At 70.0% G+C, this 7,571-nt stretch carries 4 protein-coding genes and 1 pseudogene; all 5 read right to left on the bottom strand.

Annotated elements, in window-relative coordinates; genetic code table 11:
* Window positions 1-601 (bottom strand): SDR family NAD(P)-dependent oxidoreductase (locus ACWGI8_RS07320; RefSeq protein WP_453659135.1); only part of this gene is annotated, 601 nt, incomplete at its 3' end.
* A gap of 10 nt (window positions 602-611) precedes the next feature.
* Window positions 612-935: a plasmid stabilization protein gene (locus tag ACWGI8_RS07315; RefSeq protein WP_453659134.1), complete on the bottom strand. Its 324-nt coding sequence runs from the start codon at window positions 933-935 to the stop codon at window positions 612-614.
* A gap of 678 nt (window positions 936-1,613) precedes the next feature.
* The gene (locus ACWGI8_RS07310; RefSeq protein ID WP_453659163.1) at window positions 1,614-2,789 is read right to left on the bottom strand and encodes a thioester reductase domain-containing protein; all 1,176 of its coding nucleotides are present in this window, start codon (window positions 2,787-2,789) and stop codon (window positions 1,614-1,616) included.
* An 87-nt stretch (window positions 2,790-2,876) separates the two neighbouring features.
* Window positions 2,877-5,831: pseudogene (locus ACWGI8_RS07305) on the bottom strand (non-ribosomal peptide synthetase); the annotation flags it as partial.
* A gap of 917 nt (window positions 5,832-6,748) precedes the next feature.
* Window positions 6,749-7,525: an SDR family oxidoreductase gene (locus ACWGI8_RS07300; protein ID WP_453659133.1), complete on the bottom strand. Its 777-nt coding sequence runs from the start codon at window positions 7,523-7,525 to the stop codon at window positions 6,749-6,751.
* Window positions 7,526-7,571: the final 46 nt, after the last annotated feature.

The raw sequence follows: 7,571 nt of genomic DNA, 5'->3' as shown, positions 1-7,571 counted from the left end.
GATGCGGACTGGGCTTGTACGCCTGCACCGACGCCGAATTGATGATGCTCCCGCCTTTCGGGATGTGTGGCAGCGCCATTTTCGACAGCCAGAACATGCCGTACAGATTCGTCTTCATCACGCGGTCGAACTGCTCGGTCGAGATGGCGGTGATTCCGTCCGGCTGGGACATCTGGTACGTCGCGTTGTTGACCAGAACGTCGATGCGGCCGAACTCCTCGACTGCACGCTCGACCAGGGCCCGGCACTGTACCTCCTCGCGGATGTCGCAGCTCACCGCCACCGCCTTGCGGTCCGCTTCCTCGACGAGCCGGGAGGTTTCCCCGGCCTCTTCGGCTTCTTCGGGCAGATGAGTGAACAGGACATCGGCGCCTTCGCGTGCGTAGGCGAGAGCCACTGCTCTGCCGATACCGGAGTCACCGCCGGTGATGACCGACGCACGCCCATCGAGGAGGCCGTGACCCTCGTACGACGATTCGCCGTGATCCGGTGGCGGGTCCATGGGCCCGGTCCAGCCCGGGTGCGGCTGCTTCTGGTCCGGGAAGTCCGGCCGGGGGTGGGCCGTGACGGGGTTGCGCTTGTCGTGGTCCCGGGCTGACATGGCTATTCCTTCAACGGCCGAGCGATCGCTTCAGCTCGGCCTTGTTCATCGAGGACCGGCCGTGGATGTTGCGGCGCTGGGCCTCGGCGTAGAGCTGGTCGTAGGTCGGGCCCTGTGAACCCTTGCCCGATCGCTCTCCGCCTCGCTGGGAGGAGGACTTGTCCTGGACCGAGCTCTTACTGGCGGTGCGGGACTCGCCCGAGCGCGCCCGTTCCTTGTTCACCGTACGGGCCGCGATCTCCTTGGCCCGCTTCGTGCTCTCCCCGCGCTGCTCGGCACTTTCCTTGATGTGCTCGTATTGTCGCTCCCGCTTGGAGCTCGATCCCCTGGGCATAACAGCTCCTTTACGCCTGTCTGCTCTTGGTAGACGCCCTTCGACCTGTCTCCGATGTCCATCATCCGGTGACACCATTCAGGTCACCGGGCTGTGCGTCGGGCTCGGCAACGCGCTGGCTGCGAACGGTCTCGACGACTCCTGCACCATCCCGTGCCGAGGGGCCCTGCCTCCTGCCCCTCCGCGTCTCCTTGCGCGCGCGTCAGTCCAGCATCACCCGGACTTGCTGCTTTCGCGATCGTTATGCGCTGGATGGTTCGCACCCGGGTCATTCCGGCGGCTGCCCGGCTGCGCCGAAGTCAAACCGTCGGGTCGTCCCCTGTGGACCAGGACGTCTCCATCCACGTCCTGGCCACCGTGGTCACCGCGGGACAGCGAGCAGACGCCCCCCTTTCGGCGAGTCACGGAACCATCCGTGTTCCCAGGAGGGGCGGCGGACGCCCGCGCGTCCGCCGAGCCATGTCCTTGCCGACCGTGCGTACTCCTCCCGGAAGGTCCGCGACCACCTGCGCCAGAGGCAGATCCCGCACACCATCCCGGAGAGGCTTGACACCGCCGGACACCGCCTCCACCGTGGCTCGGCTCGGCTCGGCCGGAGGACGTCCGCCCGGTTTCGACCACACGGTCCAGGCATGCCCCTGCCGGAGCGATCAGCCCGGAGCAACTCGCTGGACTGCGTCAGCGGCTGTCGCTTTCCGGCGCCGAGTCCGCAATACCGCGCCAGAACGCGGCGATCATCGCTTTGTCGATTTCCGGGACCGTCACGCCGAGCCGCTCCAGGCTGTGGAGTGTCCGCTGGTTGCGGTAGGTTTCGGCCGCACGCCCGGCTCCCGCCTCGGCGGACCGGGCGTATTCCTCGAATGCGTCCAGGTAGGGCAGGAACCTCAGGTTCTGGCCCGCTTCGCTGCCGCGCCTGAGCCGGCGCGGCCATTCCCCGAGCGGCACCGGCTCCGTGCGTGTCCCGTGCATTGCGTCGAAGACGCCCAGGAACGCCTCCGCGCTGGTCTGACCGAAGTGATGGAGATGGCGCACGACGGCGGTGTCGGCGGGATCGTGGTCGAGGATGAGGGCAGCCAGGGCGCGGGCCCCGACGTCCGCGGGCAGGAGGTCGGCATGCGCCACCGCGTCCTGCGGGTAGCAGCCCAGCGCGGCGCAGGTGGTCAGCAGGCGGCAGTACATGTCGTCCGGGTTGACGGCTCCCTGTTGCGACTCCGCCCACACCCGGCCGAGCCGGTACACGCGTGCGTCGGCGCCTTGCGCGACGGCGTGCTGCACCATGCGGTCGGCCACCCACTTGCCGGCCGCGTAGCCGTCCGCCGACGGGTGGCGCTCGCCCGAGGTGTCGGAGTCCTCGGTGATCAGCCGGGGGGGCGGGCCGCCGCGGAAGATGCCCAGTGTGGAGACGTGGTGAAGGCGCTTGGGGCGGCCTTCGGCCGCGAGCCGCAGCAGCTCCCGTGTCCCTTCGACGTTCGTCGGCTTCAGGCGCTCGTACGACGAGAGGTGGTGGACGTACGCACCCGCGTGCACGATGGTGTCCAACCCGTCCGCCAGCCGGCGCCACTGGCCGGGCCCGACGCCGAGGCCCCGCTCCGCCAGGTCGCCGCGCACGACGCGGACGCGTGGGTCGTCCGCTGCCGAGCCCAGGCCGTAGGAGCCCATGACGTCGCCCAGGCGCGCCCGCGCCTCCTCCGCAGATTCCCCGCGTACCAGGCAGAGCACCTCCGCACCGGTCCGCTCGGTCCGCGTCAGCAGTTCCCGCAGCAGGAAGGCACCGACGAACCCGGTGGCTCCGGTGAGCAGGATCCGGCGCGGACCCGCGCCCCCGCGCGCTCGTCCCGCCGCCGGGAAGCACATCCCGGCGTCGAGCCGCGTCTCGGCGTCGGTCACCACGGGCACGGCACTCGCCGCACGCCCCGCCTGTCTGCCCTCGATGAGCTGGGCGAGTTCCCCCGCCGTGGGCGCCGAGAGGAACTCCCGTACCCCGATGCGCAGCCCGAGCTCGGCCCGCACCCCCGCCAACATCCGGACCACGAGCAGCGAATGCCCGCCCAGGGCGAAGAAGTCGTCGTCGATTCCGACCCGCTCCACCGTGAGGACCTCGGCGAACACACCACACAACCGCGCTTCCAGCTCCGTCACCGGCTCTCGGCCCGTGGCCGAGGGGGTGTGGCCGGGGAGGGGGAGGGCCCCCCGGTCCAGCTTTCCGTTGACGGTCACCGGCAGCTCGCTCAGGACCACGAAGGCCGACGGCACCATGTGAGCGGGGAGGAACGCTTTCAGGAATCGGCGGAGTTCGGCGGCTGACACCTCCTCGTCCGCGTCTTCGGCCGGCACCACGTAGGCGACCAGGCGGCGATCACCGGGGCGGTCCTCCCGCACCACGACCGCGACGTGGGCCACACCGTGATGTCCGGCCAGGACCGTCTCGATCTCACCCAGCTCGATGCGGAACCCGCGGACCTTCACCTGGTCGTCCGCGCGTCCCAAGAACTCCAGCTCACACTCGGCGCTCCAGCGCGCCAGATCACCGGTCCGGTACATGCGCCCGCCCGGCGCCCCGAACGGGCACGCAACAAAACGCTCCGCCGACAGACCCGGCCGGTTCAAGTACCCCCGGGCAAGACCCGCACCGGCGATGTACATCTCCCCCGGCACCCCGGTCGGCACCGGCCGCAGGGCGCCGTCGAGTACGAACACGCCCACGTCGGGTATGGCCCGGCCGATCGGGCCCCCGGCCGCGACCGTTTCGGAGTCGGCCGCGGACAGCGGGCGGTAACTGACGTGCACGGTCGTCTCGGTGATGCCGTACATGTTGACCGGCGTCGGAGCATCGTCCGCGTGGTGGGCGTACCAGGGGGCGAGCCGCGCGGGGTCGAGAGCTTCGCCTCCGAGGACGACGGTGCGCAGGGCAAGGCCCTGTCCGAGCCGCGGGTTCTGTTCGTCCGCCCCCATCAGCTGGTGGAAGGCGGAGGGGGTCTGGTTGAGGACGGTGACCCCTTCGCGCACCAGGAGGCCGAGGAACTCCGCCGGGGTGCGGCTGACCTCGAAGGGGACGCCGATCAGCCGGCCGCCGTACAGCAGCGCTCCCCACAGCTCCCAGACGGAGAAGTCGAAGGCGAAGGAGTGGAACCAGCTCCAGACGTCGTGGGGACCGAAGTGGAACCAGTGCTCCGTCTCCTTGAAGAGACGCACCACGCTGCTGTGCGGAATCACCGTTCCCTTGGGGCGGCCGGTGGAGCCCGAGGTGTAGATGACGTACGCCGGGTGCTCGGAGCACAGGGGGGCAACGCGGTCGGCGTCCGTCAGGTCCTCCGGCGCACATTCCGCCAGCGCCCCGACGATCCGCGGATCGTCCAGGAGCAGCCGCGGGACCCCGCACTCCGGCACCGCACCGGCCACCGACCCCACCGTCAGGATCACCGACGGCGCGGCATCTTCCAGCATGAACGCCAGCCGGTCGGCCGGATACTCCGAATCCAGGGGCACGTACGCCGCCCCCGCCTTCACCACCGCAAGCAGCGCCACCACCAGCTCCACCGACCGCGGCAGAGCGACACCCACACGCCCCTCAGGACCCACACCCCGCGCGGCCAACGAACGCGCCAGCCGGTTCGCACGACGGTTCAACTCCCCGTACGAAACCCTCTCCTCACCGAACACCACCGCGACCCCACCAGAAGACCGCCCCACCTGCGCCTCGAACAACTCCACCAAGGACCGGAACTCGCCGGGAAGCGGGCCCGTCGTCGCGTTCCAACCGCCGAGCAGCGACTCCCGCTCCTGCGGAAAGAGCAACTCTGCCTGGCCGACCCGGTCATCGGGGGATGCACCGGCGAACCAGTCCAGGAGGGACCGGAAACGGCGTGCGTGGGTTTCGTTGGCTTCTTCCGTGTACGAGTCGGGGTTGGCGTTGAAGGCCACTTCCACGCTTCCGTCCTGCGCACGGTCGAAGACGTTGATGTTGAGGTCGTCGACCGGCCCCGTGGACAGGCTGCGGGGTGTGACCGCACAGTCGCCGAACCCCACGCCGTAGTCGAACGGTACGACGTTCACCACCGGCCCGAAGAGCGCTCCGGCGTCGGCGGTCCACAGTTCCCGTGCGATGTCCTCGTAGCGGTAGCGCTGGTGGCGCATGGCGCCGCGGACGGTTTCGGACACCTGGCGGAACAGGTCTGTCAGTGTCATCCCGGGACGCAACGAGAGCCGGATGGGGAGGATGTTGGACGTCATCCCCGGGACGGCCTTCTGGGCGGCTCCGGTCCTGCCGGGGGCGGGCATGCCGAGGACGATGTCCTCGGCGCCCGTCATCCGGTGCAGATACGCCGCGGTGGCCGCGATCATCAGCCCGGCCAGGCTCGTCCGGAACCCGCGTGCCGCGGTCTTGAGGCCGGCGACCTCGGTGGTCGCCATCCTTTCGACGTGCCGGACGGGGGTCCGGAGGTTCCGCTCCGGCCGGCGTTCGCTGAGGGTGACCGCTTCCGGCCGTCCGGCGAGGGCGTCCCGCCAGTACTCCGCGTCCGTCGCGAGCTCGTCACCGGCGCGGTACGTGGCGTCGGCGGCGACCAGCATCTCAATCGGCGCGAGGGCGCCTTCGTCGCAGGAGCCGTCTCGGAGCAGGGCGTTGTAGACCTGCGCCACCCGGTTCGCCATGACCGAGCCGCCGAGGCCGTCGACCGCGATGTGGTGGATGCGGTGGAACCAGAGGTGCCGGTCCGGGGCCTCCTTGAAGAGCGCCTCGGTGAACAGCGGGCGCGCGAGACCGCCGGGCCGGCCCAGTTCTTCCCACATCCACCGCTCGGCGGCGGAACGGGGGTCCGCCTCATGGCTCACGTCCACGACATGCAGCGGCCAGTCCTGCGTGACGTCGACGCGCTGGCTCACCGCCCCGTGGGCGTCCTGGGTGAACCTGACGTGCCTCCACCTCGCTCAGGGCGCGGCGGAGAGCCAGGCCGAAGAGATCCACGTCGAACGCGCCGGTGATCTCCAGGTATTCGCCGGTCTGGTAGCCGGGGCTTTCGGGGGCCAGTCGCTGGCCGTACCAGATGGACAGCTGTCCGGCCGTGAGATCGAGCTGCTGCCCGTGCTGCTGGATCGCGTCGTTCTGGTACCTGCCCTTGCCACCCCGATCTGTCCGCTGGAAATCCTGTGCGGAGGACGCCCGGCGGACCACGCGCCGCGACCGCCTGCTCGCTGCTGCCACCCGTCACCACGGACTCGTCCACCAGGACCGCGCCGCGCCGGGCGCAGCGCACCCAGCGACGTCCTGCGGGCCCCGGACACCGGACTCGGCTGTGCGCACGACACCCTCCGGGATCTCCGGCGTTCCGGGGCGGCAACGATGAGCAGCGCCAGGTCCGCTCCGTGCGCCCGCGTTCCTCCTTCTCCCGGCCACCGGACGCGCCCGGGTCGGCAGGAGCCTGAGCGGAAGGCGGCGGCGCTCGAGTAGAACCCTAAAGTTGGACCGCAGGGGGAACCATCTCCTGAAGCACTCGGTAAAACACGCAGGTGGTTTTCCGGTTCAACGTGGCTGTCACCACCGGGAATCAACACCGTGACCCCGAACCCGGCAATCGCCCGCCACACTCGTACGTGCACGTGCCCCCGCGTGGGCCTCCACGACGCCCCCGTACGATCGCGAAACCGAACCGCGCACGCCGACGGCGACGGGCTCGCCCGCCAACCCGTGCCGACTGCGCGGTTCCGGACGCGCACTTCCGGCCGGTCGGTCCGACTCGCATCCCGACCGGCCGTTCGTGACGGCCCAGGATCCGACTCCTGCGCCCGCGCAGCGGTCTCGTGTGTGCACGTCGACGTCAGCGGGCGAACTTCTCGGCCAGGTATTCCTCCCAGGTCCGCTTGCCCACCGCGCGGTCGGGCGCGGTCAGAGCCCCGGAACGGAAGCCCGCGCCGGTCTTCCCCGGGATGAGCACCGGCAGGACGAGGCGGCGCTTGCCGGCTGCCCGCAGCCAGTTCCTGGCCAGCCGGCCTGCCGTGTACACCGTTGGCCCGGCCAGGTCAGGCACCTGTCCGGCGGGCCCGTCCAGCGCCAACTCGACGAGCCGGTCCGCGACTTCACCCGGGTCGACCGGCTGGCAGACGGTACGGGCCGGCACGATGACCACGGGCAGCTTGGACAAGACGGAAAAGGCCCTGTCCAACAGCTCGGGGAACTGAGTGGCGCGTACGTTGCTCCAGCCGATTCCCGACGTCGCCAGCTGCCGCTCCCCCTCCAGCTTGATCCGGTAATAGGGGTACGGGATCCGGTCGATGCCGACGATCGAGATGTTGACGACATGCTCGACCCCGGCTCGCTTCGCGGCCTCCAGCAGGTGGCGGAGGGCCGGGATATCGTTCTTAAAATGCCGGATGTCGGTCGCGCAGTGAATGATCGTACGGACGCCGGCGAACGCCTCGTCCAGACCCGCGCCGCTCGCCAGATCACCGGTGAACCAGGTCACCCCCGCATCGCCCGGCAGCACGGCCCTGCGGGTGAGCGCCCGCACCGGCAACCCGGTGCGGCGCACCCGCTCCAGCACCTCCCGGCCGAGTACGCCCGTCGCCCCGGTCACCATGATCCCGTCGTTGTTCATCAGCCAGCCCTTCTCGTATTGCTGTCACTCATGAAGAACCGACGAC

The sequence above is a fragment of the Streptomyces sp. NPDC054841 genome, from assembly GCF_053611045.1.
The sequence above is the reverse complement of the archived record's forward strand: the minus strand, read 5'-3'. Positions and strand labels throughout refer to the sequence as shown.

What these genes read in the sequence shown, in the direction of transcription:
- ACWGI8_RS07315 (WP_453659134.1), bottom strand. Translation starts at nt 935, where the DNA reads ATGCCCAGGGGATCGAGCTCCAAGCGGGAGCGACAATACGAGCACATC.
- ACWGI8_RS07310 (WP_453659163.1), bottom strand. Translation starts at nt 2,789, where the DNA reads ATGTGCTTCCCGGCGGCGGGACGAGCGCGCGGGGGCGCGGGTCCGCGC.
- ACWGI8_RS07300 (WP_453659133.1), bottom strand. Translation starts at nt 7,525, where the DNA reads ATGAACAACGACGGGATCATGGTGACCGGGGCGACGGGCGTACTCGGC.